The organism is Sphingorhabdus sp. (genome assembly GCF_046292425.1).
Classification (GTDB): Bacteria; Pseudomonadota; Alphaproteobacteria; order Sphingomonadales; family Sphingomonadaceae; genus Sphingorhabdus_B.
This window is the reverse complement of record NZ_JBKBQV010000002.1, coordinates 73,797-96,732: the sequence shown is the minus strand read 5'-3', so window position 1 is coordinate 96,732 and position 22,936 is coordinate 73,797. Positions and strand designations below refer to the sequence as shown.

Genomic DNA, 22,936 nt, shown 5'->3' with positions numbered 1-22,936 from the left:
AACTTAAAAACTGTCCGCATCTCGCCGAAAAAATTCGATGATACGGTCGTCAAATGCCTTTTTCTCGTGTCGTAACCTTTGCTGTTCGGCAAAAGTTTCTTCGGTCAGTTCCAAACTCGCTAACCGCGTAGCACGTTCCAACGCCTCTTCGAGCGCAGGACGCTGCTTCATCAGCCTAATTGCTTCGCCCAGATCCTTAGAAGCGCTGGATAATCCGTCGCCACTTGTACCGGACTCTCCGCGGTTAAAAGCAAAAACTTTGCCGTTGCTGTGGAGAAGTGCCGACGCGACATTATACAACTTCTCGTCCAATATGGTAATTAACCCGTCTGTATCAAGCGATTCTTTGGCAAAAGATTCGTTGAGCATCACGTTGAGCAAAGCGGCGTGATTCGGGTCCGGTGGAATGAAGTCGCTTAGTGCTTCATGATGTTGTCGAATAAGCGCGGGATGCCGCAAGAGTGCACCCAAGACTCCTTGGATAAGAAAATCCGAACCCTTCGCATTAAAGCTCTTTGTCTCGGCGCCCGGCGGTAAAATCTGAGGTTTACGCCAGTCACCCTTTTTTCCACGCACAAAAGGCGCTGATGCCGTGAATGGAGCGTTACGGCGCGGTGCGAACAAATTGTCGAACCGTTCCCGAAATGCATCGGCATAATGACGCCGTATTTCGGAATCAGCGATATTGGCCATGTGACCGCCGAGGCGCTGTTTAAGGCCCGCACGGTCCTCCGGAGTGTCGAGTGGTCTGGCAGACATTTCAGCTGTCCACAGCCTTTCAACGAGCGGCTGTGACGCCTCCAAGAGATCAGTCAGCGCCTTTGCCCCGGAAGCCTTAACAAGATCGTCAGGGTCCTGCCCATCGGGCAACGTTACAAACTGCAAGCTATGGCCTGGCTTCAACAGAGGAAGCGCACGCAGTGCAGCCCGCATGGCAGCTTTTTGGCCGGCGGAGTCCCCGTCAAAACACAATAAAGGCTTTTCGGTCATCCGCCAAAGCATCTGGATTTGCTGTTCTGTTAATGCTGTACCCAACGGCGCGACCGCGTCGGCAAAGCCAGCCTGGGCAAGGGCGATGACGTCCATATAGCCCTCTACCACGATCACCCGCCCAGTCTGGCGCGATGCAGGCGAGCATTTGTCGAGATTGTACAGTGTGCGGCCCTTGTCAAACAGCGGCGTGTCCGGCGAGTTCAGATATTTGGGTTCGCCTTCGCCCAATATCCGGCCACCAAAAGCAATTATCCGGCCACGTGGATCGCGTATGGGGATCATCAGCCGCCCGCGAAAGCGGTCATAAGGAGCCTTGCCGTCGACTGAGATCAGCAATCCTGCCTCAATCAACATTGGGTCGCCAAATTGTTTAAGCGCGCCTTTTAACCCCGTACGATTGTCGGGCGCCAAGCCAAAGCCGAAGTCCTTGATCGTCTGTTCGGTGAATCCACGTTGCTTGAGATAGCCACGCGCTGAAGCCCCCTCAACACTCAGCAATTGTGTTACAAACCATTCCTGCGCAGCCGTCATGACGTCATACAGGCTGTTCGCCTTGTCCGCCCTTTGCGCAGCTTGCGGGTCAGCGGCAGGGACGACCATGCCCGCCTCTGCCGCAAGTTCCTTGATGGCATCCATGAACGAGAGGCCACGGTGATCGGTCATCCAACGGATGGCATCGCCATGCGCAGAACAGCCGAAACAGTGATAGAAACCTTTTTCGTCGTTGATCGTAAAGCTGGGCGATTTTTCGTTATGGAACGGGCAACAGGCTTTAAACTCGCGCCCTGCTTTTGTTACCTTGACGGTGCGCCCGATCAGCGCGGACAGCGTCGTCCGCGAACGTAACTCATCCAGCCATTGTGGGGTGAGGGACACCTATGGCAGCCCTCCCTGATCTGTGCGAATTTTCAACTCAACGCCGCTTTCACCAGCCCACTAGCCTTGCTCATATCAAGCTGTGGACCATGACGTTCTTTAAGGGTCGCCATGACGCGACCCATGTCTTTCAACGTTTCGGCACCGAGATCGGCCTTTATGCCCTCAATCGCTGCGCTTGTTTCTGCATCACTTAATTGCGCCGGCAGGAATTCTTCGATGATCACAAGCTCAGCAGCTTCAACTGCAGCTAGTTCGGCCCGGCCGCCTTGCTCGTACAGCGCAATCGACTCACGGCGTTGCTTGATCATCTTCTGCATGACCTCAACCACCATTGCATCGTCGTCTGGCTGTTGCGAAGCTGTGCGCAGCTCAATGTCGCGGTCCTTGATCTTCGCAAGGATCAGGCGAATTGTGGCCAAACGATCCTTCTCGCCAGCTTTCATCGCGGTGATCTGGGCTGCTTTAATGGTGTCACGAATCATGTTTGTTTCCGGATTTTCATTGAAACATGCCGTTAGACCAACTCCCCATTTTCGTCACCCTGAACTTGTTTCATGTTCAATCTCGCCGCGTTTGCGGGGCTTGTGGGTAGAAATTTATTCTAAAGCCGCGGCCGTGCAGCGCACAAACAAGGTCATGGCGACAGGGCGGCGAAATATTGGGTAAACATTCCACAGCTTTCTCCGATTCGGCATTGACGCTGGTGCCCACCATCTCTAGGCGCGGTGCCTTAGCGACATTGCTGTAATCCGTATCACAGGAGCGACCCCCTCATGGCCGACCCCAATTCTTTGCGCGCGCCTTCTGGAGCGACTGGGGTATTGGTTCTGGCTTCCGGACAGGTTGTCTGGGGCAGGGGCTTTGGCGCAGAAGGCCAAGCGGTGGGCGAAGTATGCTTCAACACCGCAATGACTGGTTATCAAGAGGTAATGACTGACCCGTCATATGCCGGGCAAATCATCAACTTCACATTTCCCCATATTGGCAATGTTGGTGCCAATCCTGAAGATGTCGAGGCGATGAACCCGCATGCCTTGGGCGCAATTGTGCGACAGGATGTGACCGATCCATCGAACTTCCGCAGCACGCAGCATTTTGATGCATGGATGAAATCAAACGGCCGGATTGGCATTTCCGGTATCGATACCCGCGCGCTGACGCGGTTGATCCGCGTGGCTGGCGCGCCAAATGCTGTAATCGCGCATTCGGCGCGTGGAGAGTTCGATGTTCCAGCCATGCTGGCGCGGGCCAAAGCTTGGGCAGGGCTTGAAGGCATGGACCTTGCGAAGGATGTGACGACGTTGCAGACCTATGGCTGGGATCAGGGGCTTTGGACGCTGGGAGAGGGTTACCACAAGCCAGCCAAGGGCATCAAAAAGGTTGTCGCCATCGACTATGGCATTAAGCACAATATCCTTCGCAATTTAGTTGATGTCGGCTGCGATGTGACTGTGGTTTCCGCCACAGCAACCTTCGAAGAAATAATGGCCCATACACCTGACGGGTTATTTCTATCCAATGGCCCCGGCGACCCTGCCGCGACGGGAGAATATGCCGTGCCAGTCATCCAGCAATGGCTGGAAACGAAAAAGCCATTGTTCGGCATTTGCCTTGGCCACCAAATGCTGGGCCTTGCGGTTGGCGCAAAAACCGAAAAGATGCACCAGGGTCATCGCGGCGCCAACCACCCGGTCAAGCGCCTCACCGACGGGTCGGTCGAGATTACCAGCATGAATCACGGCTTTGCCGTGGACGCGGCGACTTTGCCTGCCAACGCTATGGCGACGCACACTAGCCTCTTCGACGGCAGCAATTGCGGTTTCGAACTTGCTGACCAGCCCGCATTTTCTGTGCAATACCACCCCGAAGCCTCACCTGGCCCGCAGGACAGCCATTATCTGTTCGAAAAATTCGCAGGGATGATGGGGTGACCGCTCCAAATCCTCCCAAGAAATGGGAATATCTCGTTGTCCAGTATGTCGGCAGTGTTTGGAGTAGCACTGGCGAATGGGATCGACCCGAATTGCAAAATATGTCCACGGAACAAATGTTAAATCATTATGGCGCTTTGGGCTGGGAGTTAATCAAGATTGGTCCAGTGCATGACAAAAACAGCACGCCCTCCGCGGCCTATATTCTCAAGCGACAGGTAGGCTGATGCCCAAACGTACTGACATAAAATCCATCCTCATCATTGGCGCTGGTCCCATCATCATCGGGCAAGCATGCGAGTTTGATTATTCGGGGACTCAGGCGTGCAAGGCGCTGCGAGAGGAGGGGTATCGCATCATCCTCGTCAACTCCAATCCGGCGACGATCATGACTGATCCGGATATGGCCGATGCGACTTATGTCGAGCCGATTACGCCCGAAATCGTCGCCAAGATCATTGAAAAAGAGCGTCCCGACGCGGTGTTGCCGACTATGGGTGGGCAAACGGCTTTGAACGTCGCCTTGGCGCTGTTTAACGATGGCACGCTGGCAAAATATGGTGTCGAGATGATCGGTGCCGATGCCGAAGCTATCGACAAGGCGGAGGACCGCATAAAGTTCCGTGACGCCATGACGAAAATCGGGCTGGAATCGGCGCGGTCGGGTATCGCACATTCATTGGACGAAGCGCTTGAGGTGCTGGAACGCACTGGCCTCCCGTCCATTATCCGCCCAAGCTTTACCATGGGCGGCACTGGCGGCGGGATAGCGTATAATCGCGATGAATTTATCAAAATCGTCACTGGCGGTCTTGATGCGTCTCCAACCACCGAAGTGCTGATCGAGGAATCGCTGCTGGGTTGGAAAGAATATGAGATGGAGGTCGTCCGCGACAAGGCCGACAATTGCATCATTATCTGTTCCATCGAAAACGTCGACCCAATGGGGGTCCATACGGGTGACTCCATCACCGTTGCACCTGCGCTGACACTAACGGATAAAGAATATCAGATTATGCGTAATGCGAGCATCGCATGTTTGCGTGAAATCGGTGTAGAAACAGGGGGTTCAAACGTACAGTTCGCAGTAAATCCGAAGGACGGTCGGCTTATTGTCATTGAGATGAACCCACGTGTGTCGCGTTCCTCTGCGCTTGCATCCAAGGCCACGGGCTTTCCGATTGCAAAGGTCGCGGCCAAGCTGGCCGTGGGGTATACCCTCGACGAGATTACCAACGACATCACTGGCGCGACGCCTGCTTCATTCGAGCCCACGATCGACTATGTTGTCACCAAAATCCCGCGCTTTGCTTTCGAAAAGTTCAAGGGGGCCGAACCCTTGCTCTCGACGGCTATGAAGTCGGTAGGCGAAGTGATGGCGATTGGCCGCAACATCCATGAAAGCATGCAAAAGGCGCTCCGTGGCCTAGAGACAGGGCTGTCTGGTTTTAACTATGTCGATGCGCTGCGCGGGGCGTCTAAGGAGGATTTGTCGGCTGAACTCAGCCGTGCGACACCCGACCGCCTTCTGGTCGCGGCACAAGCGTTGCGTGAGGGCATGAGCGTCGCTGAAGTCCATGCGATCGCAAAATTCGACCCGTGGTTTCTGGAGCGGCTTGAAGAAATCATTGCTGCTGAGAATGATATCAAGGCAAACGGTCTACCAAATGAGGCCGAGGCGCTACGCCGGTTGAAGGCAATGGGCTTTTCCGACAAACGGCTTGCCTATCTCGCGTTGGAGTCGATCAACGTTCGCCCCGGCATGGAAACGGCTGTCCGCCGTGGTTCCGGCATAGCCATGCAGGCCGCACGGGCTATGGCAGGAGCCGTGACTGAGGTCGAGGTGCGCGCGTTGCGCCACAAACTCGGTGTGCGTCCCGTTTATAAACGGATCGACACCTGCGCCGCGGAGTTCGAAGCAAAAACGCCTTATATGTATTCGACTTATGAGGCCCCAAGCTTCGGCACGCCCGAATGCGAGAGTCAGCCGACCGGCCGCGAAAAGATAGTCATCCTGGGCGGTGGTCCAAACCGTATCGGGCAGGGAATAGAATTTGATTATTGCTGCGTCCATGCCTGCTTTGCGCTGTCAGATGCCGGCTATGAGACGATCATGGTCAACTGCAACCCGGAGACGGTGTCAACGGACTATGATACGTCGGACCGGTTATATTTCGAACCGCTGACGGCGGAAGATGTGCTTGAGATCCTGCACGTCGAGCAGCAGAATGGCATCTTAAAGGGTGTAATCGTGCAATTTGGCGGGCAGACGCCCTTGAACCTCGCCAAGGCACTTGAGGCGGCCGGTATTCCCATCCTAGGCACGTCGCCGGATGCAATTGATCTTGCGGAAGACCGCGAACGCTTTGCCGCGCTGATTAACAAGCTTAAGCTCAAGCAACCCGAAAACGGCATCGCCCGAAGCCGGGAAGAAGCCATCAAGGTCGCCGAATCCATCGGTTATCCTGTATTGATGCGGCCTTCCTATGTTTTGGGTGGCCGGGCGATGGAGATTGTCGATACGCAGGCGCAATTGGAAAATTATATCCAGACGGCCGTGATCGTGTCCGGCGACTCGCCTGTGTTGATCGACAGCTATCTGCGGGACGCGATTGAAGTGGATGTCGATGCACTGTGCGATGGCGATGAAGTCGTTGTCGCAGGTATCCTGCAGCATATTGAAGAGGCCGGCGTGCATAGCGGCGATTCCGCCTGCACCATCCCGCCGTATAGTCTTCCCGCGGATATCATTGCAGAAATCCGACGCCAAACTGAATTATTGGCCGTAAACCTGCATGTGCTTGGACTCATGAACATCCAGTTCGCGGTGAAAGACGGCGAAGTCTACCTGATTGAAGTGAACCCGCGCGCTAGCCGGACAGTGCCCTTTGTCGCCAAAGCCATTGGCGCGCCCATAGCCAAGATCGCGGCGCGGGTAATGGCGGGCGAAAAGCTCAAGGACTTGCCACCGGTCAATCTCGATATTGACTATATTGCGGTGAAAGAAGCTGTCTTCCCGTTTGACCGGTTTCCAGGGGTTGACCCTGTTCTCTCGCCCGAAATGAAATCCACCGGCGAAGTTATGGGTATTGATCGGGATTTTGCTACTGCCTTTGCCAAGTCACAAATCGGTGCGCGAATGCCGCCGCCGATGAGTGGAAAATTGTTCGTATCGGTCAAAGACAGTGACAAGCCAGTCATTGTCGCGGCGGTCCGCCAAGCTATCAACTGCGGGTTCACGGTGTGCGCCACTGGCGGAACTGCAGACTATCTGTTGGCACAAGGCATAGAGGTGGAACGCGTCAACAAGGTGGCGCAGGGCCGTCCACATATAGTCGACAAGATAAAAGACGGCGAAATACAGCTTATCTTTAACACGACGGAAGGTTGGCAGAGCCTTAAAGACAGTGAGGAAATCCGCCGGTCCGCGTTAGCGGGCAAGGTTTCGCAGTATACAACAGCCGCAGGAAGCGTCGCCGCTGCGCAGGCGATTGCGGCGCTTCAACAACGGCAACTTGAAGTTCGGCCACTTCAGGACTATTATTAACCCGAGCAGTATCTTTCCCCGACAATTGAACTGCATATCGGATGGGTGGTTATGATTCATCCGGTCGGGAAGTTTTTGTGACGAAGGATTTAGGCCAGATGGCGAGTTTTGAAAAATATCCGATGTTGGCTGAAGGCTATGAAAAGCTGACGACCGACCTGAAGCGCCTACGTGACGAGCGCCCAATGATTGTGGAAGCAATTGAGGAAGCGCGCGCGCATGGCGATCTTTCGGAAAATGCCGAATACCATGCGGCTAAAGAACGTCAGGGCCAGGTCGAAGCGATTATCGGCGAGATCGAGGATAAGATTGGCCGTGCACAAATAATCGATCCGACCACCCTCTCAGGCGACAAAATCGTATTTGGTGCGACTGTCACCTTGATGGATGAAAACGACAAGCCAGTGCGGTACCAGCTCGTTGGCGAAACCGAAGCGGACGCAAAGGCCGGGCGCATATCGTATAATTCGCCGTTAGGTCGCGCGCTTATCGGACGGGTTGTCGACGACGAAGTCGAATTGACGGTACCGTCCGGGGACAAATATTATCTAGTATCAAAAATCGAGTTCATTTAATTATGTGCTTCCTCGCGAAGCTTTGAACGGCCTGTTATGCAGTTTCAGCGTGGTCCCGTCACCAATGCATTGGTTGCTGTCAATCTGGTGATTGCAGCCATATTACTCGTGCCGTCATGGTGGAATTATGCGGTCATGTCGGGCGGGCTGTTCCCGATCAGATTTAGCAACGTCACCGTGTCTTTCCCGGGCGTCGGGTTTTTAGTCCCGGCTTTTCTTACGCCATTGTCAGCGGCTTTCTTGCATGGTGGCGTTGTGCACGTCGTCATGAACATGTTGATGCTGTTGTTGGTTGGAAAGTTGGTGGAGCGCGTTTTAGGCGGTGGCCTTTATCTGTCGCTCTATTTGTTGTCCGCTTATGCGGCAGCGGCAACGGAATGGCTAGCATCGTTCATGGCATGGCCGATGTCGGTCGATATGGTAGCGCCTGCTATTGGCGCAAGCGGTGCCATATCCGGCATCATTGGCGCGTATGTCTTACTGTTTCCGAATAAAAAACCGAAAGCTTGGGGACCAATTCCTGCGGCCTATGCCCGTCCATTGCATCTTGCCACGGCTTGGATAGGGCTGAACTTAGCCTTGGGGTTCGTCGGCCCCGGCATCGGGATAAAAATCGCCATCTGGTCGCATATAGGCGGGTTTGTGGCGGGCATGATGCTTGCGCGGCCTTTGCTGCTTTGGCGCTACCGAAACGCTTGAACGCATAGCTATATGTTACTCTCCTGCCTATGCAGGAAAGTAACAACAATGTTAGTTATCTGGCTGTAGCAGCTTGTGCAGATGCACCACGACATATTTCATTTCAGCATCATCTACGGTGCGCTGGGCTGCCCCCCGCCACGCTTCTTCTGCGCTGGCATAATCCGGAAACATGCCGATAATGTCCAATTTATCCAGATCGGTAAACTTTAACGTCTGCGGGTTTTCAACTCGGCCACCAAAAACAAGATGTAATTTCGTATCGCTCAAACGACTATCCTTAATTCTTTTCCTTGGCTGCTTCCGAAGCGGCCTGACCCGCCGCCTTTACAGCGACAGCAGCCTTACTGACAAGCTCTCTAAACTGAGCGCGCACAGCATCGCCATTTAAACCAAGAGTGTCCACCTGGCTCATGCCAGCAACCTTAGCAGCTTCAGCCATTTTGCGGGCCTTCTTATTGATTTTCTTGCCAGCTTTGCCCAGAACCTTGGTCTCACGATCAGTCCGTGGCAAAAGCGCACCAACAATGGCACCAATTGCTATTCCACCCAACACAATCGCCAACGGGTTCTTTTCAATACCTGCACTTGTCTTGGCTTTGGCTTGCCGGGCAATCTGTCGTGATTGTTCGACGCCTGATGTCGCAGCGTCCTTGCTTCTTTCAAATGCAATAGCTGCTTTCTCACGCGCCGCGGCGCTTGACCGCGCTGTCTTCGCCTTTGCGTTGCCAGCTGCGGATTTGATGTTGTCGCCTATTTTGCTCATAATTTATTCCTATGTCAGTTGCCGTCTGGCGTTAATGTTTTACGCTTTCGTAAGCGCGAAATCCAATGTGAAATTGGACCGCGCGCCGCAAATAACAACGCACTGACCCCTATGATGCCAATGACGGGGGCATTGTTCTTCGCTATCTGAACTGTATCTTCGGCCACTTGTTTCACTTGCGTCGTTTTTCGTTCAACCAAGCGCTCAAGCTGGTTGCGTGGATTGAGGATGGCCCGCGTTGCGACAATGCTCGACTTAAACTTGCGTCGCAAATTCCGCCGTTCAGCGTTCGACAATATGACGCTTTCCCGGTCCGTGATGACCGGTTCTTTAGGTAAGATCGTCGACATTTTTTTGCATTTCCGGAAAGTAGACTTTCCTCATCCATTTCCGGGCAAGCACGCCGAAAATGACGCCTACAAAAACAAAGCTGATGGTGACCAGTAAAGTAGCGGACAGTGGCCCGATCAACGGCGATAAAGTCAAAACGAGGCCCAGTACCAATGCTATGGACGCGCCACCAAACGCAAAGGCTGCGATAGCGCCATAGCGGAAAGACCAGCGAAAAACATGGCGGGTGTAGTCCAATCTTGAACGATGGTAGCGCATCTCAGCCTTTATCAGCGCACGCACATCTTCCATCACCGAAGCTACCTGTTCGCTGGCAGTCGGCTCAACCGGTGGATCAATATCCTCTACCGTTTCAAATTGTGGTTCATCAATCTTCATCAGACCCGCTTATCGGCCATTGGCGGCATTTTGCAATGCCGCCTGTGCTAATGGTTAAGCGTCGTTATCGCCCGAACGCACAAGGCGTGCCAGAACGAACCCAATTGCGGCTGCAGCACCAATGGCCACTGCTGGGCTTTTGCGGACGAACTGCCTGGCATCTTCCGCGAGCGCATCGACATCCTTCGCGTCCATTCTGCTGGCAAAGCCCTCAACCATGTCAGCCGCGGTGCGCGCATAGTCGCCATATTGCTTGCCAACATTATCATCGATCGTGCCGGCGCTATCTCTAATGAGCTTGCTTATGCTGCCGACGGCTTCAGTGGCGCGGTCCTTGCCCTTGACGGCAGCTGCGCGGACGCTGTCTGTGGCTTGGGCTTTAAAATCATTCATGTCGGATTTGACCTTTGATTTTATCTGGTCTGCTTTGCCTTTTGGCGGCGGAGCCTTTGCGACAGCCTTTGGTGCAGCAGCGTCTGCCCCCGCAGGTTTCGTTGTTGCACTAGCTGGCTTGGAAGTTGCCTTTTTCACTGTTGCAGTTTTTGCGGGTGCATTGGGATTTTCGGACTCGGCCATAAAAATGACTCCTTTGTAACAGGTGGTGGCAAACGATCTTGTCGTGCTGCCTTATGATATTTGTATTGCAGGTGCCTTAGTCAACTATAGCACCACGAATTTACATTTAAAATCGATATGTCGGTGCATCGTTGCCAAATCCCCAACAGAACGATAGACGCGCTGGCATTGTTCCTCACACGCATTATCGGACATTTCTATGACAGCTATCCTCGACATACACGCCCGCCAGATACTTGATAGCCGGGGTAACCCGACCGTTGAAGTGGACGTGCTGCTGGAAGACGGAAGTTTTGGTCGCGCTGCAGTACCGTCTGGTGCCTCTACGGGCGCATACGAGGCTGTCGAAAAACGCGACGGGGACCAATCCAAATTTATGGGCAAGGGCGTCCTGCAAGCGATCGAAGCCGTAAACGGTCCGATTTTTGAAGCTTTGGTCGAGTTGGATGCCGAAGGTCAGGAAAATATCGACGCGGTGATGATCGAACTCGATGGCACCGACAACAAGTCGAACTTAGGTGCAAATGCCATTTTGGGCGTGAGTCTGGCAGTCGCGAAGGCTGCGGCCGAAGCCCGGGGATTGCCTCTTTACCGCTATGTTGGTGGCGTGAACGCCCATGTCCTTCCCGTGCCCATGATGAATATCATCAATGGCGGCGAACATGCAGATAACCCAATTGATTTTCAGGAATTCATGGTCATGCCAGTGGGCGCTGGTTCCATTGCGGAGGCTGTCCGCTGGGGGTCCGAGATATTTCATACGCTGAAAAAAGGCCTGCATGAGAAAGGCCTTGCAACATCGGTAGGGGACGAGGGCGGCTTTGCGCCGAATTTGGCGTCGACACGGGATGCGTTGGACTTCATTATGGCGTCGGTTGAGAAAGCCGGGTTCAGAGCGGGTGAGGAGGTCGTGCTTGCTCTCGACTGCGCCGCAACCGAGTTCTTCCGCGACGGAAAATATGAAATTTCGGGCGAGGGCCTCTCGCTCTCTCCTTACGAAATGGCTGATTACCTTGCTGCGTTATGCAAGGATTACCCGATTCTGTCGATTGAAGACGGCATGAGCGAGGACGACTTTGAAGGCTGGAAAGCCATAACTGACAAGATCGGGCATGAGATCCAATTGGTGGGGGACGATCTGTTTGTTACTAACCCAGAACGTCTGTCGATGGGTATCGGCAAAGGTCTGGCCAACTCGCTTCTGGTGAAGGTCAACCAGATCGGGACCCTGACAGAAACGCTTGCTGCGGTGTCCATGGCTCACCGTGCATCTTATACTGCGGTTATGTCGCACCGCTCTGGAGAAACAGAGGACGCAACGATCGCGGACCTGGCGGTGGCAACCAATTGCGGCCAGATTAAAACCGGAAGTTTGGCCCGTTCGGACCGGTTGGCGAAATATAATCAGCTTATCCGGATCGAAGAAGAACTTGGGGCGTCAGCAATATATGCTGGTCGAGGGATTTTCCGCTGATCGCGACATTCTTGCCATTCTGCATAAAATATGATTCTGTCCGATGATGGTCCGCGGTAACAAAAAACCCGAATATCTGAGATCAGTGGTTGGCCCTGCGTTAGCGCTTTTCGCGTTGCTGGGCATTGCATCTTATGCGTTGTTGGGGCCGACGGGCATTATCGCATGGACGGACTATCGTGCTGCGTTGAGCGAACGTAAAATTGAGCTCGCAAAATTGCAGAAAGAACGCGATGCGTTGCGCAACCGCCAGTTGTTGCTGGATCGGGATAATGTTGATCCTGACCTTGCCGGCGAATTGATGCGTAAGGAATTGAACGTTGTCGCCCCCGACGAGGTTGTGGTTCCATTAAAGTGATGCCAACTTCGTAAAATGAATAGCTATGCAGAGCTTTCCCTTGCGGAAAAGCGCTTTTCACATAGTCTGATTTTGACTAGGCGGCATTCGGTTCGCGCATAAATTTCCATCGAAGGATCCTGTTTTGGCCATCACCCCTGCGAAAAAATCCCCGTCCAAGAAGGCAAGTGTCAGCGAAGATGCGGCACGCACCAATCGCGAGCGTCCGAGTGAGCCAGTGCCATACAAGGCAACCAGAGAAGAACTCATGAAGTTCTACCGTGACATGCTTTTGATCCGACGGTTTGAGGAAAAGGCAGGGCAACTTTATGGACTGGGCCTTATTGGCGGCTTTTGCCACTTATATATTGGTCAAGAGGCTGTCGCAATCGGGCTACAATCTGCCCTCACGCCAGGTAAGGACAGCGTAATCACCGGCTACCGCGACCATGGCCACATGCTGGCTTACGGTATCGATCCAAATGTCATTATGGCTGAACTCACTGGCCGCGCCGCGGGTATTTCCAAAGGCAAAGGTGGGTCCATGCACATGTTTTCAACGGAACATAAATTCTATGGTGGCCACGGTATTGTTGGTGCACAGGTTTCGCTCGGCGCTGGTCTCGCATTCGGCCACAAATATTCGAATGATGGCGGCGTATGCCTTGCATACTTTGGCGATGGTGCCTCCAATCAAGGGCAGGTCTACGAAAGCTTCAACATGGCGGAGCTTTGGAAGCTGCCCATTATTTTCGTGATCGAAAACAACCAGTATGCGATGGGCACAAGTGTGAACCGCGCATCGTCGGAGGACCAGCTTTACCGCCGCGGCGAAAGTTTCCGCATCCCTGGAATACAGGTCGACGGTATGGACGTACTTGCGGTGCGCGGCGCGGCGGAGGTTGCGCTGGATTGGGTGCGCAGCGGCAAGGGGCCTGTACTGTTGGAAATGAAAACCTACCGTTATCGGGGCCACTCCATGTCCGACCCTGCCAAGTACCGCAGCCGTGACGAGGTTCAGTCAGTCCGTGATAACAGCGACCCGATCGAAGGCTGCAAAGCCTATCTTGCTGAAATGGGTGTCGGCGAAGACGAGCTTAAGGTTATTGAAAAAGAGATCCGGACGATTGTGAACGAGTCGGCAGACTTTGCCGAAAGTTCTCCGGAGCCTGATCTCTCTGAAGTTTATACTGATGTGTTGGTGGAGCAATATTAATGGCAATCGAACTGAAGATGCCCGCGCTTTCGCCAACGATGGAAGAAGGCACACTGGCCAAATGGTTGGTCAAAGAGGGCGATAGCGTCAAGTCCGGCGATATTCTCGCTGAGATTGAAACCGACAAGGCAACGATGGAGTTCGAAGCCGTTGATGAAGGCGTAATTTCGTCAATACAGGTTCCCGAGGGCACCGATGGTGTTAAGGTCGGCACCGTTATTGCGCTGATCACTGGAGAAGGCGAAAACGAAGCGCCAGCGGCACCACCTGCCGTCAAGAAGGCCCCGGCTCCTGCTTCTCCTCCCGCAGCTTCAGTTGCAATCGAGTCGGCGGCTCAGGCGCCTACAAAAGCAGACAAAGCCGAAACTAATAGTGGCCCGACGCAGACAGTAACTCTGCGCGAAGCCTTGCGCGATGCCATGGCCGAAGAAATGCGCCGGGATGACCGCGTGTTTGTGATGGGTGAAGAGGTTGCCGAATACCAAGGGGCTTACAAGGTGACACAAGGTCTGCTTGACGAGTTCGGCGCACGGCGCGTCATTGATACGCCAATCACCGAATATGGTTTTGCAGGCGTCGGCACTGGTGCCGCCATGGGCGGCCTTAGGCCAATCATCGAGTTTATGACATTCAATTTCGCGATGCAGGCAATCGACCACATCATTAACTCTGCTGCCAAGACGAATTATATGTCGGGCGGACAAATGCGCTGTCCGATCGTGTTTCGTGGCCCCAATGGCGCTGCCGCGCGCGTGGGTGCGCAGCACAGCCAGAATTATGCGCCATGGTATGCCAGTGTGCCGGGCCTGATAGTGATTTCTCCTTATGATGCGGCCGACGCCAAAGGCCTTTTGAAAGCAGCCATTCGTTGCGAAGACCCGGTCGTTTTTCTGGAGAATGAGTTGCTATATGGACGGACCTTTGAGGTTCCGGCTGGCGATGACCATGTGCTGCCGATCGGCAAGGCACGGGTCATGCGTGAGGGAACTGACGTAACCATAGTAAGCTATTCAATCGGCGTTGGTCTTTCCCTTGAGGCGGCAGACAGGCTAGCCGAGGACGGCATCAGCGCCGAAGTTATCGACTTGCGCACTATCCGTCCGCTCGACAAGGCAACGGTCCTGGCAAGCCTCGCAAAGACCAACCGTCTGGTCGTAACCGAGGAGGGCTGGCCTGTGTGCTCGGTCGGTAGCGAAATATTGGCCATTTGCATGGAAGAAGGCTTTGACGATTTGGACGCGCCTGTTTTGCGCATCACTAACGAAGATGTTCCGATGCCTTATGCCGCAAATCTTGAAAAAGAGACGTTAGTCAACGCAGACAAGATAGTTGCAGGAGTTCGCAAGACCTTAGGTGTTTGAGCCGCGCGCTACGGCCAGTGCCGGTTAACAGGTGGCTGGTTCAACACCTTCCAGATTATAGATTCCTTCGCCACCGGGGGCACCGGTGAGGTCGCGCCTGTCCCGCACAACCGTCGATGCGATCTGACTAATGCTGTGGTCCGTTAACAGTGTAAAACCATTCACGATCATTGGTCGGAAATGATATTGCACTTCGACAAACATCAGACTGCCGCCCGATGGAGGCGAAACCTGCCGGCCAGCCGGACCGATCCCAGTCACACTGGTAGTTGTCGCTTTCGTGCCATAATTGGATGTGTAGAAAGTTGCTCCCCCACCACACCGTTGCCATCTGATCCGGTAGCGCGGATCAGTTGCGTTGAAAGGAACGACCTCTTCAAAGCTCGACAGAATTATGCGGGCATTGCCACGCCTCGTCGGAACGTCCGTGGCCGGATCGACATAGGAATGTGTTCCACCCAAGGCTATTCGGGCGCCTTCACGCATGGCGCCCTCAAAAACGTCTTTTATTTGAGCTTCCGAAATCGATTTGCTGCCATTCGGCGTGGCAGTGCCCAGCCGGGCGGCGTTGTCCGCAGTGTGGAGAGAAATTTGACTCAGTTGCATAACGACAGACGTATAGTTGGCGATTTCGACCCCGCCGATCGTCAGCGCTGCAAAGAACGGTAGGGACACAGCAAATTCCACCATGGCAAGCCCGCTTTGGTTGCGTTTTAGCCGGAGCATGCTCCTCTGTAAGTTTCTAGACATCATTTTCCCGGAGGACAGTTGGCTTGAACGGGGACAGATTTTTCCGTCTGTTCCCCATAAGGCTGGTTGGCGAGCACCGAGTTGGATTGAATTTCTATATTTGATGGCCAGCCTACTGCTCGAGCCATCGGAAAAAGCCGGGGATAGCTGACCTTGTAATTAATGATAACAATGTCTTTTGCCCCGCCTTGGCCGTCGGAACCACCGTCTGCGTCCCATACGCCATTGTGGTTAGCATCGATGAAAATTTCCCCCGGATCACATTTTTGGTTCGCATTGGATGGATCTTCAATGATGATTTCGGCGCGCGATGATGCTGCATCGGAAAATGTCTTATAATAACGCCGCGTAGCTGTGAATGTTGCTGTTGGCGCTAAGGTGAGGACGGTTTCCTTCACTCTATTGTCTATAAACTGCTGTGCTTGGGGCGTGGCAGAAGTTTCGAGCGATGAATTGCGTGCGGCAGTCTGAATTGCGCCATCAAGCGTCGCCCTCACATAATAGCTGTGACCGATATCCATGGTGCCAAGCAGCATGAACATGGCAATGGGCGCGATAAGCGCAAATTCCACGACCGAGGCCCCGTCGTCATCGCGCTGCAGATCCGAAACCAGGTCTAACACGGGCAACGTCATTCTGTGATCCTTAGTGCGGATATTTCAGCCGCAATAGCTTTAAAGTTTGCCACTAGACTGCTGACACTAGCGGCGTGGAAAAACTTGCCTGGGGTGGCACAAGCTCTAAGCCGGTCATTGGTGGTAGAGGTGACATCTCCATAAGAAACGACCCAGAGACTAATGTTTTTATTCTTGATCGCCGTGCACAGCGCTGCGGTACGGGCGTCCGTCAGGCTATTGAGCTGCGGGCGTGTGGGTTCCTCGGCAACCGGTGTCTGGCGTCGATCGTACCAGGCCACACCATAAGCCGAATAGTCGCCTTCAATGACGTTGGTTTCTCCGTCAGTCATAAAGACCATGTGCCGCTCAATGTTTTTATCAAGTGGCGCGTTCAATGCAGCGAAAATACCAGTGGGGGACATAATCCGTGCGCCCCACAGTAGCCCGATGTCATGATATGTGTTTCCGCCAATTGTCAGGGCATTCGCATAGCTGCTGAACGCGGCGGGCGTCCAAGTTTGAAACTTTCGCGCTTCTGAAGGACAATTGGAGTAGGATGGTTCAAACACTATGTTGTCATTTCGACTGATATATACGTTATCGAGCGTACGGGTGTTCGTCAGCGTTTTTACGCCTTGCGGGTTTGTCGCCACGACATAACGGGCGTAAATTGCAGGGGTGAGCTGGGGTCCCCATTTGGTGCTCGAATCGCCAGTGGGTATGAGGTCGATATTCATATCAAGTGCCGCTGCCGGAACGGGGTTCCAGTCATCTGATGGATCGGTATCGGTGCCCCGAAATGTCTGGCGCTCCTCGATGCATCCGTTCCACGGGATGTTGGTATTGATTCCTTCATTTCCAAGCGGGAGTGACACGGATGCATTCCAGACACCTGCGGTCGTTCCTTTGAGCCCTCGGACGTTGAAAGTCACCGGCTTGTAGGTCCACCCTCCGAAGGTGGTGCTGCGCACCCATGTGATGGGCGTTGTGGTGCTTGTTGTCACCCTCCGGTTTGTTTGGCCGCTCGCCTTGAATTGCAATATGCAGTCGCCCTTTACGGTTGTCTTGGTTTTATCGCCGGTGAACATGTAACGATAAGTGCGGGTCCCAGTTAACGTATCGCGTTGGTACGCTTTCGTCACCGTCGAGTCGGGGTCAACAGGTTGTGCCGGGTTTTGCGACACAAGTATGTTGGCGCCCGTTATCGGACCAGAAGTGTCAAAAGGCGCAGTCCTGTCAGCACATTCAGCAGGCAATACTCGGGAATACCAAATATGCCTGAAGCCATTTTGAACCAGATCCTGGTTTGTATTTTGCCATGCGGTGTCGGCCAGATTTGTATCCACCGTGCTTACCACCGTAGGCGCGCTTTCGGTCCCATAGATCGGTGCAGCATTGGCTTCGGTTGCCATGGTTGCCTCCCGTGACTGGTAGGTCCATTGATCGGCAAGATAGTCGTGCGGCAAAAGCCGGCCGACGTTTACGTTAATGGCGTAGGGGACAAATCCGAAACGTAGCTGAACAGCGCCAGTGTTTGTCTGTGTGGGATCTGCGGTTTCGCCGCAGTCAGCCGGCGTAATGTCCGTGATATTCTGCTTTGCGAGTGCCTCATAAAAACATTTAACTGCCCGCCGAAGCCCGGAAATTTTGGTTTCGGAAGAACCCGCTAATGGATCTCCCATTGACCCGGTCGTATCAAGCACAAACATTACGTCGCTATTAGGAATACGTAATTCAGCCTGACACCGGACCGATACGACTTTTGATTTAACTCCAAGCACTTGCATTAGCGCCATCGGAACTGTCGCTGATGCCGTCCCAACAACATTGCCGCCGGATTCGGTAAAACTGCGTGACAGGTTCCCTGAGCCGTAAGCCCCAGTCCGGAAATTCTGGTCAAACATTTTCAAGGCCTGAGTATTTGCGAGCCCATCATTTGCATCCCATGAGCCGACGCCCATCGTCTTGCGGCCGAGCAGCGCGCCAGCATCACAAGCGCCTTGCAACCGAGATTGAGTAAGATAGAGCCGGCTCATGTCCACACCGCCGCCAATCAACCCGATTACTGGAATAACAGCCGCTGCCAGAATAGCTATAATATTGCCTTCTTCGTTGTCCGCGAGGCGTGTTAAAATGCCAGTCACATTTCGGGCATCAACATTTTTGGTCACAGCGGTCTTCTCCACAATCCCACAACGGATATTTGGCTCGCTATGCACGGGCCGTAGTAACCAGCTATTGAATAAAAAGAGTTTTTTTAATATTAACAATGACATCGCGGGGATGGGGTTGCTGACGTATGAGTGAAACCGCATCTCAACTGCCGCCTCCAGCCACTCTGGCCATCGCTTACGTGCCGCAGAAATTCCGTGCTGCCTTTGCGCTGTTGCTGCAAATTGACGCTCGACTGGAAGACATCGTGCACAATGCCCGCGAACCCATGATTGCGCAGATCAAAATAGCATGGTGGCGTGAAGCATTTAGCAATGAACCGCCTCTTCGGCCAAAGGGCGAACCATTATTGCAAGCGCTGAACGACACAAATAATGTCATTCCATTGGCTGCCCTTGAGGCGCTGGTGTCTGCGTGGGAAAGCTTGCTGGGTATAGACGTTTGGAACCAAGCAATCGTAGACCAGCACATAGCATTTCGCGCAGAGGCAATTTTTGAAACATATGCGGCTTGGCTAGGCAGTCCGCACAGCATGGCTGATCTGGGGAGGGCGTGGGCGCTTGATGCTCTGGGGGCTGCGTTTCCGGGTCGCGTATCTACAGAATTCACGGTGCCGAAGCCGCCAGTGCCAAAAGCGCGGGCCCTGCGTCCATTGTCTATTTTGGCAATGTCGGTGCGAACGGATTCAGGACCACGGATAGTTTGGCATGCCTTAACAGGGCTATAGATTATGGCCTTTATTGAATGCGCCAGGAGGTAATTGCGATGCAGCGTGTGTTGATCGGCGGGGTTGCCGCCTTGTTGATGGCCGGGGCAGGGTTGTTGTTTTGGCAAATCGCAGCCAATCAGGAGTCAGTCATTCCCGCTCCGCCGCCTCCAGCCCCGCAGTCTGACAGGTTGCCCGAAGCAGCGCTCGATGCCCCCGCCTTCGGTCCCGCGCCGCCAACACCACCTGAAGCGCCTAAAGCAAGTCGCGAGGAAATGCGTTTCAACAGATATGACCGCAACAAGGATGAGCTTGTGTCGCGGCTCGAAATGATGGGCAGCCGGACAAAGGCGTTCAAAGCGCTGGATGCCGACGGCAACAACTTGCTGACATTTGAAGAGTGGGCGGCGGCGACGGGTAAGCGCTTTGCTGGAGCGGATAGTAATGGTGACCTGCTGTTGACCCGCAAGGAATTTGCCAAGACACGACCCAAGCCGGTCAACAAGCCGGAATGTCGCTGTTAAGCCGCGACAGCCTGGCTTGCAATCCAGCGGTTCAAATCCGTTCGTGCCCGTCCAGTCATCGCCGATTTGCGTGATTTCTTGTGCACCTTTTCGTCCAGCGGCGCGAATAGACCGAAATTGATGTTCATCGGCTGATAGTCATCAGCCAGTGCGTCGCCAGTGATGTGCCCAAGCAACGCGCCGAGCGCCGTAGTCGGCGGGGGTGGTGCCACGGTTCTTCCGGCAAGCTCGGCGGCGGTCATGATGCCGGCCATAAGGCCCACCGCGCTGCTTTCCACATAGCCTTCGCAGCCTGTAATTTGGCCTGCAAAGCGGATATGCGGGGCAGATTTCAAACGCAGTTGCCGGTCAAGCAACATGGGTGAACGGATGAAGGTATTGCGGTGCAATCCGCCCAGTCGCGCAAACTCGGCGTTTTGCAGCCCCGGTATCGTACGCAGTAACTCAACCTGCGCCCCGTGCTTCATCTTCGTTTGAAACCCGACCATGTTCCAAAGCGTGCCCTGTTTGTTATCCTGCCGCAATTGAACGACTGCATGTGCCCAACGTCCGGTTTTGGGGTTGTCGAGACCTACCGGCTTCATGGGACCAAAGCGCAACGTGTCTAGCCCGCGTGATGCCATGACCTCGATCGGCATACAGCCTTCGAAATAGGGGGTGTTCGTCTCCCATTCCTTGAATTCGGATTTCTCGGCATCAAGCAAGCCTTGGTGAAAGGCGCGATATTGCGCCTCGTCCATTGGGCAATTGATATAGTCCTTGCCTTCGCCCTTGTCCCAGCGCGACGCATACCAAGCGACGTCCATATCAATGCTGTCATGATAGACGATTGGCGCAATCGCATCGAAAAAGGCGAGGCGGTCTTCGCCCGTTTTCGCCATGATGCTCTCGGCAAGGTTGGTTGCGGTGAGTGGGCCAGTGGCAATGATGATCGGGCGGTCCGCGGGTATGACATCAACCCGCTCTCGCACTATTTCAATATTATGATTGTTTTCTAGTGCATTAGTGACTGTTTGCGAGAAAACATCCCGATCAACCGCAAGGGCGGATCCGGCCGGGACTTTGGCGACTTCGGCGGCTTGCATGATAATGGAGCCTAAATCGCGCATTTCCTGATGCAGAAGGCCAACTGCGTTGTTTTCGGCGTCATCAGACCGAAAGCTGTTGGAACAGACCAGCTCGGCAAGGCCGTCGGTCTGGTGCGCGGGGGTCATTTCCCCAGTTCCACGCATTTCAGACAGCTTTACCCGCACGCCGCGATTGGCCAATTGCCAAGCCGCTTCGCAGCCAGCGAGGCCGCCTCCGATAATCTGAACATCAAAATTGTGTTTCATGCTGGGGCGGCTATCAAAAATCTTTGGCGCTGCACAGGTAAAAGCGGCAAGATAGGCTATGGGATTTACACTTAACTCCACCGGCGACCGGACCATTTTGCGGCCAACGCTGGTTCCGCCGTCACCTGACTCACACAAATACAGCCGTGGTCACGCGATGATCTGGAGCGGGCCACCGCTGCGCACAGGCGCTTCAAGGCTGTCTGCACGGGCTGCCTTGGCGGTAGGCGCTGGCCTGGTCACGCTCGTCGGTGACCGCCCCGCACTTTTGGAACATGCATCCCACGTCACTTCCATCATGCTTCGCGAAGCCGACCGGGAATTCGGTTTTGTGGATGATCGCGTGACCGGCTTCGCCATTGGTCCTGGTGCCGGAGTGGGGCAGGCGCTTCAGCATGTTGTGTTGGGTCTGCTTGGGCGAGGTGTTCCGACGGTGTTGGACGCCGACGCGCTGACTACGTTTGAACACCATACTGATATCCTGTTCGACAAGGTTGGTTTGACTGACGTCATGACACCACATCTGGGTGAATTCCAACGCATTTTCCCTGATATTTCGGTGGATAGCCGTCAGGATGCTGTCCGTCAGGCGGCGAAGACAGCAGGATGCATTGTCCTTTTGAAAGGACCAGAGACATGGATTGCAACGCCAGACGGTCAGACCTTGGTCAATCGCCATGCATCGCCATGGCTGGCAACTGCCGGATCGGGCGATGTGCTGACCGGACTGATTTGCGGACTGCTTGCCCAAGGCGTGCCTTCGTTTGACGCTGCCAGCATCGCGGCGTGGTTGCATGGCGACATTGGTACGCGCGCCGGGCCCGGCCTGACGGCGGACATCATGATCGGGCATATTCCACTTGTCTTGCGCGGGTGTTTGAACGATGCACCGGAATATGGCTCAAGATCTCGCACATAAACGTCCCTATCTGCTCGCCAGCCTGTTGGCAGGGATAAGCTTTCCCGCGACTTGGCTGTTCCTGCCGCTTGATGGCGGATTGTTCGCGATGATCTGGAAAATGGCAGCGGTCGGATTTCTTGTGCCATTCGCCTTGCGCCGCCATCATGAGGGCGAATTTGTCCTGCTGGCAATTATGCTTGCGTTTTACGCGCTGGGTGACGGGCTCATCGAACTTAGCATGGTGGCTGGGGCTTTGGCCTTTGCTGCCGGTCATCTGGTTGCAATCGTCGTCTATTTTCGTCACCGCCGAGTTGGGGCAGTCGTTAGCCAGAAGCTATTGGCGGTCACGATATTGCTGGCAACGCCCGTCATCGCCTATTTTCTTCCCCCCACCCGCGACGAGGGCGTTCAGGTTGCGGCTTACAGCGTCATACTCGCGGCAATGGCCGCAATGGCCTGGAGCAGTAACTTTCCCCGATACCGCGTTGGTTTTGGCGCGATATTGTTCGTAGTGTCCGACCTGCTGATCTTCGCGCAACTTGGGCCGCTCGCAGATTCCGCAGTTACGGGCATTGCCATTTGGTATCTCTATTATTTTGGCGTACTGATGATTGCAGTGGGTATAGCGCAAACACTGGTCAAACGCGGCCACTTTCCGCTTGGGGAAGAACGCGACTGATTTGGAAAGTCACACTAAAGTCTCACCAAAACCAACCCGGAATGCGTCGGTTGTGACGAAAAAATTGACGCGGCGGTTACTCGTGCCAGCCCATCGGCAATGTCGACACTGAGAAAGAACATGCCCGATTATGTCGGCCGTCCATGGTTTCTCAAAATAAATCCTACATT

General features: G+C 54.2%; 24 protein-coding genes. 13 read left to right on the top strand and 11 right to left on the bottom strand.

Annotated features, from left to right (window positions below; genetic code table 11):
- Nucleotides 1-3: 3 nt before the first annotated feature.
- Nucleotides 4-1,869 (bottom strand): DNA primase, encoded by a 1,866-nt coding sequence (dnaG, locus tag ACK4S7_RS01110; protein WP_409643621.1) that lies wholly within the window; start codon nt 1,867-1,869, stop codon nt 4-6.
- A gap of 32 nt (nt 1,870-1,901) precedes the next feature.
- Complete coding sequence (locus tag ACK4S7_RS01105) at nt 1,902-2,354, bottom strand: GatB/YqeY domain-containing protein (RefSeq protein WP_409643619.1); 453 nt, start codon at nt 2,352-2,354, stop codon at nt 1,902-1,904.
- A gap of 291 nt (nt 2,355-2,645) precedes the next feature.
- On the opposite strand from ACK4S7_RS01105, the gene carA reads away from it, so the two are divergent.
- The 5 genes from carA to ACK4S7_RS01080 all read left to right on the top strand — a co-directional run bounded on the left by carA (nt 2,646) and on the right by ACK4S7_RS01080 (nt 8,624).
- On the top strand, nt 2,646-3,803 hold the full coding sequence (carA, locus tag ACK4S7_RS01100) for a glutamine-hydrolyzing carbamoyl-phosphate synthase small subunit (RefSeq protein ID WP_409643617.1): 1,158 nt from the start codon (nt 2,646-2,648) through the stop codon (nt 3,801-3,803).
- Nucleotides 3,800-4,030 carry a DUF4177 domain-containing protein gene (locus ACK4S7_RS01095; protein WP_409643615.1) on the top strand — a complete coding sequence of 77 codons (231 nt, stop codon included), beginning with the start codon at nt 3,800-3,802 and terminating at the stop codon, nt 4,028-4,030. Before carA ends, ACK4S7_RS01095 begins: the two co-directional genes overlap by 4 nt.
- Nucleotides 4,030-7,350 carry a carbamoyl-phosphate synthase large subunit gene (carB, locus tag ACK4S7_RS01090; RefSeq protein WP_409643613.1) on the top strand — a complete coding sequence of 1,107 codons (3,321 nt, stop codon included), beginning with the start codon at nt 4,030-4,032 and terminating at the stop codon, nt 7,348-7,350. The genes ACK4S7_RS01095 and carB overlap by 1 nt, the downstream gene beginning before the upstream one ends.
- Before the next feature lie 98 nt (nt 7,351-7,448).
- Entirely contained in the window at nt 7,449-7,925 is a 477-nt protein-coding gene (greA, locus tag ACK4S7_RS01085; RefSeq protein WP_409643644.1) for a transcription elongation factor GreA, read from the top strand.
- 36 nt (nt 7,926-7,961) lie between these two features.
- Nucleotides 7,962-8,624: a rhomboid family intramembrane serine protease gene (locus tag ACK4S7_RS01080; protein WP_409643611.1), complete on the top strand. Its 663-nt coding sequence runs from the start codon at nt 7,962-7,964 to the stop codon at nt 8,622-8,624.
- Between the two features lie 51 nt (nt 8,625-8,675).
- On the opposite strand, the gene ACK4S7_RS01075 is transcribed toward ACK4S7_RS01080, so the two are convergent.
- The 5 genes from ACK4S7_RS01075 to ACK4S7_RS01055 are packed head-to-tail and all read right to left on the bottom strand — an operon-like array spanning nt 8,676 to nt 10,695.
- Nucleotides 8,676-8,894, bottom strand: coding sequence for a DUF4170 domain-containing protein (locus ACK4S7_RS01075; protein WP_409643608.1), 219 nt, complete (start codon nt 8,892-8,894; stop codon nt 8,676-8,678).
- 10 nt (nt 8,895-8,904) lie between these two features.
- Nucleotides 8,905-9,390: a hypothetical protein gene (locus ACK4S7_RS01070; protein ID WP_409643606.1), complete on the bottom strand. Its 486-nt coding sequence runs from the start codon at nt 9,388-9,390 to the stop codon at nt 8,905-8,907.
- A gap of 14 nt (nt 9,391-9,404) precedes the next feature.
- Complete coding sequence (locus ACK4S7_RS01065; protein ID WP_409643603.1) at nt 9,405-9,740, bottom strand: hypothetical protein; 336 nt, start codon at nt 9,738-9,740, stop codon at nt 9,405-9,407.
- A complete protein-coding gene (locus tag ACK4S7_RS01060) occupies nt 9,721-10,119 on the bottom strand; it encodes a phage holin family protein (RefSeq protein ID WP_409643601.1) in 399 nt (132 codons plus the stop codon). The genes ACK4S7_RS01065 and ACK4S7_RS01060 overlap by 20 nt, the downstream gene beginning before the upstream one ends.
- Before the next feature lie 54 nt (nt 10,120-10,173).
- Nucleotides 10,174-10,695, bottom strand: a complete 522-nt coding sequence (locus tag ACK4S7_RS01055; protein WP_409643599.1) for a hypothetical protein — start codon at nt 10,693-10,695, stop codon at nt 10,174-10,176.
- Between the two features lie 199 nt (nt 10,696-10,894).
- On the opposite strand from ACK4S7_RS01055, the gene eno reads away from it, so the two are divergent.
- The 4 genes from eno (at nt 10,895) to ACK4S7_RS01035 (ending at nt 15,083) form a co-directional block, all read left to right on the top strand.
- The gene (gene eno, locus ACK4S7_RS01050) at nt 10,895-12,169 is read left to right on the top strand and encodes a phosphopyruvate hydratase (protein ID WP_409643597.1); all 1,275 of its coding nucleotides are present in this window, start codon (nt 10,895-10,897) and stop codon (nt 12,167-12,169) included.
- 43 nt (nt 12,170-12,212) lie between these two features.
- Entirely contained in the window at nt 12,213-12,527 is a 315-nt protein-coding gene (locus ACK4S7_RS01045) for an FtsB family cell division protein (protein ID WP_409643595.1), read from the top strand.
- A gap of 124 nt (nt 12,528-12,651) precedes the next feature.
- Nucleotides 12,652-13,722 carry a pyruvate dehydrogenase (acetyl-transferring) E1 component subunit alpha gene (gene pdhA, locus ACK4S7_RS01040; RefSeq protein WP_409643593.1) on the top strand — a complete coding sequence of 357 codons (1,071 nt, stop codon included), beginning with the start codon at nt 12,652-12,654 and terminating at the stop codon, nt 13,720-13,722.
- Nucleotides 13,722-15,083 (top strand): pyruvate dehydrogenase complex E1 component subunit beta, encoded by a 1,362-nt coding sequence (locus ACK4S7_RS01035; protein WP_409643591.1) that lies wholly within the window; start codon nt 13,722-13,724, stop codon nt 15,081-15,083. The genes pdhA and ACK4S7_RS01035 overlap by 1 nt, the downstream gene beginning before the upstream one ends.
- A gap of 24 nt (nt 15,084-15,107) precedes the next feature.
- On the opposite strand, the gene ACK4S7_RS01030 is transcribed toward ACK4S7_RS01035, so the two are convergent.
- The 3 genes from ACK4S7_RS01030 to ACK4S7_RS01020 are packed head-to-tail and all read right to left on the bottom strand — an operon-like array spanning nt 15,108 to nt 18,621.
- A complete protein-coding gene (locus ACK4S7_RS01030) occupies nt 15,108-15,809 on the bottom strand; it encodes a TadE/TadG family type IV pilus assembly protein (RefSeq protein WP_409643589.1) in 702 nt (233 codons plus the stop codon).
- A 23-nt stretch (nt 15,810-15,832) separates the two neighbouring features.
- The gene (locus ACK4S7_RS01025) at nt 15,833-16,468 is read right to left on the bottom strand and encodes a TadE/TadG family type IV pilus assembly protein (RefSeq protein ID WP_409643586.1); all 636 of its coding nucleotides are present in this window, start codon (nt 16,466-16,468) and stop codon (nt 15,833-15,835) included.
- Nucleotides 16,465-18,621: a Tad domain-containing protein gene (locus tag ACK4S7_RS01020; protein WP_409643584.1), complete on the bottom strand. Its 2,157-nt coding sequence runs from the start codon at nt 18,619-18,621 to the stop codon at nt 16,465-16,467. The genes ACK4S7_RS01025 and ACK4S7_RS01020 overlap by 4 nt, the downstream gene beginning before the upstream one ends.
- 128 nt (nt 18,622-18,749) lie before the next feature.
- Between ACK4S7_RS01020 and ACK4S7_RS01015 the strand changes: the two genes are divergently transcribed.
- Nucleotides 18,750-19,349 carry a squalene/phytoene synthase family protein gene (locus tag ACK4S7_RS01015; protein ID WP_409643582.1) on the top strand — a complete coding sequence of 200 codons (600 nt, stop codon included), beginning with the start codon at nt 18,750-18,752 and terminating at the stop codon, nt 19,347-19,349.
- Between the two features lie 38 nt (nt 19,350-19,387).
- A complete protein-coding gene (locus ACK4S7_RS01010) occupies nt 19,388-19,852 on the top strand; it encodes a hypothetical protein (RefSeq protein WP_409643642.1) in 465 nt (154 codons plus the stop codon).
- Here ACK4S7_RS01010 and trmFO read toward each other — a convergent pair.
- Nucleotides 19,849-21,186 (bottom strand): methylenetetrahydrofolate--tRNA-(uracil(54)-C(5))-methyltransferase (FADH(2)-oxidizing) TrmFO, encoded by a 1,338-nt coding sequence (trmFO, locus tag ACK4S7_RS01005; RefSeq protein ID WP_409643580.1) that lies wholly within the window; start codon nt 21,184-21,186, stop codon nt 19,849-19,851. The two genes, ACK4S7_RS01010 and trmFO, sit on opposite strands and share 4 nt — an antisense overlap.
- A gap of 58 nt (nt 21,187-21,244) precedes the next feature.
- Between trmFO and ACK4S7_RS01000 the strand changes: the two genes are divergently transcribed.
- Nucleotides 21,245-22,105 (top strand): NAD(P)H-hydrate dehydratase, encoded by an 861-nt coding sequence (locus ACK4S7_RS01000; protein ID WP_409643578.1) that lies wholly within the window; start codon nt 21,245-21,247, stop codon nt 22,103-22,105.
- The gene (locus ACK4S7_RS00995) at nt 22,083-22,766 is read left to right on the top strand and encodes a lysoplasmalogenase family protein (RefSeq protein WP_409643576.1); all 684 of its coding nucleotides are present in this window, start codon (nt 22,083-22,085) and stop codon (nt 22,764-22,766) included. Before ACK4S7_RS01000 ends, ACK4S7_RS00995 begins: the two co-directional genes overlap by 23 nt.
- Nucleotides 22,767-22,936 lie beyond the last annotated feature (170 nt).

Excerpts from the sequence above, each read along its gene's own strand:
- greA (WP_409643644.1), top strand. The coding sequence starts at position 7,449 with ATGGCGAGTTTTGAAAAATATCCGATGTTGGCTGAAGGCTATGAAAAG.
- ACK4S7_RS01010 (WP_409643642.1), top strand. The coding sequence starts at position 19,388 with ATGCAGCGTGTGTTGATCGGCGGGGTTGCCGCCTTGTTGATGGCCGGG.
- ACK4S7_RS01015 (WP_409643582.1), top strand. The coding sequence starts at position 18,750 with ATGAGTGAAACCGCATCTCAACTGCCGCCTCCAGCCACTCTGGCCATC.
- ACK4S7_RS01065 (WP_409643603.1), bottom strand. The coding sequence starts at position 9,740 with ATGTCGACGATCTTACCTAAAGAACCGGTCATCACGGACCGGGAAAGC.
- ACK4S7_RS00995 (WP_409643576.1), top strand. The coding sequence starts at position 22,083 with ATGGCTCAAGATCTCGCACATAAACGTCCCTATCTGCTCGCCAGCCTG.
- trmFO (WP_409643580.1), bottom strand. The coding sequence starts at position 21,186 with ATGAAACACAATTTTGATGTTCAGATTATCGGAGGCGGCCTCGCTGGC.
- ACK4S7_RS01025 (WP_409643586.1), bottom strand. The coding sequence starts at position 16,468 with ATGACGTTGCCCGTGTTAGACCTGGTTTCGGATCTGCAGCGCGATGAC.
- eno (WP_409643597.1), top strand. The coding sequence starts at position 10,895 with ATGACAGCTATCCTCGACATACACGCCCGCCAGATACTTGATAGCCGG.
- ACK4S7_RS01060 (WP_409643601.1), bottom strand. The coding sequence starts at position 10,119 with ATGAAGATTGATGAACCACAATTTGAAACGGTAGAGGATATTGATCCA.
- ACK4S7_RS01045 (WP_409643595.1), top strand. The coding sequence starts at position 12,213 with ATGATGGTCCGCGGTAACAAAAAACCCGAATATCTGAGATCAGTGGTT.
- ACK4S7_RS01105 (WP_409643619.1), bottom strand. The coding sequence starts at position 2,354 with ATGATTCGTGACACCATTAAAGCAGCCCAGATCACCGCGATGAAAGCT.
- carA (WP_409643617.1), top strand. The coding sequence starts at position 2,646 with ATGGCCGACCCCAATTCTTTGCGCGCGCCTTCTGGAGCGACTGGGGTA.
- ACK4S7_RS01055 (WP_409643599.1), bottom strand. The coding sequence starts at position 10,695 with ATGGCCGAGTCCGAAAATCCCAATGCACCCGCAAAAACTGCAACAGTG.
- ACK4S7_RS01070 (WP_409643606.1), bottom strand. The coding sequence starts at position 9,390 with ATGAGCAAAATAGGCGACAACATCAAATCCGCAGCTGGCAACGCAAAG.
- ACK4S7_RS01035 (WP_409643591.1), top strand. The coding sequence starts at position 13,722 with ATGGCAATCGAACTGAAGATGCCCGCGCTTTCGCCAACGATGGAAGAA.
- carB (WP_409643613.1), top strand. The coding sequence starts at position 4,030 with ATGCCCAAACGTACTGACATAAAATCCATCCTCATCATTGGCGCTGGT.
- ACK4S7_RS01080 (WP_409643611.1), top strand. The coding sequence starts at position 7,962 with ATGCAGTTTCAGCGTGGTCCCGTCACCAATGCATTGGTTGCTGTCAAT.
- ACK4S7_RS01030 (WP_409643589.1), bottom strand. The coding sequence starts at position 15,809 with ATGCTCCGGCTAAAACGCAACCAAAGCGGGCTTGCCATGGTGGAATTT.
- ACK4S7_RS01000 (WP_409643578.1), top strand. The coding sequence starts at position 21,245 with ATGGGATTTACACTTAACTCCACCGGCGACCGGACCATTTTGCGGCCA.